1 protein-coding gene is annotated in these 667 nt (G+C 31.6%); it reads right to left on the bottom strand.

The features are described from left to right. On the bottom strand, window positions 1–283 hold a 283-nt coding region (locus tag ACFPBZ_RS29495), incomplete at its 3' end, for a hypothetical protein (RefSeq protein ID WP_000353844.1). Window positions 284–667 lie beyond the last annotated feature (384 nt).

Below are 667 nucleotides of genomic sequence, written 5' to 3'. Positions count from 1 at the left end.
ATATCATTCCTCCGATAAGCATTTCAATGATTTGATTATTTGTGTAGACATACTCGCTTAATATTTGAGTATTTTCTGTTTGGATAGCAATAAATTTATCGAGCAATAAATCGAATTGGTCTTTTTTGTAAGTCGTAAGTTGACGGTCAAAATCACTTTCGATTAAAACTTTTAGATATTTATTTCGACTCCATTTTTCTCCTGTTTTATTCGTGAGTTCTTGGCAACGTTTGTCTATTGTTGCAACAAACTTTGGATCAATATTCCGAACTAAAATGTCCATAAAAAATCTCCTTTTGCAATTATGTATAATTTATGTATACCATACAAATACTATATTTGTATAGCTGTTTTTTGCCAAAATGCTATACATAAGCTACCCACGATGGCGAAAAAGTGATATCAAATTTTTTTCTGAGAAACGTGATAGGCACAGCCTATCTACCCACTTTTTTTAGAAAGTGGGTACACGTTTCCTTATGCTCTTTAAAATTCGGGGGGGAGTGCTGCACGTGTAATCGATAACCAAATTTAAAAATGCACGATCAAAAATTTATTTAGTTTTTCAAACGACATTTTTTTTGAGAGTATAGACGGCAAAGAAGTGATTTTATTTCTAGAAAAATTGTGAGACTGGAGAAAGAAAAAATGGAAAAATTTCCTTACG

Source organism: Actinomycetospora atypica (assembly GCF_042653685.1).
Lineage (GTDB): Bacteria > Actinomycetota > Actinomycetes > Mycobacteriales > Pseudonocardiaceae > Actinomycetospora > Actinomycetospora atypica.
The sequence above is the reverse complement of the archived record's forward strand: the minus strand, read 5'-3'. Positions and strand labels throughout refer to the sequence as shown.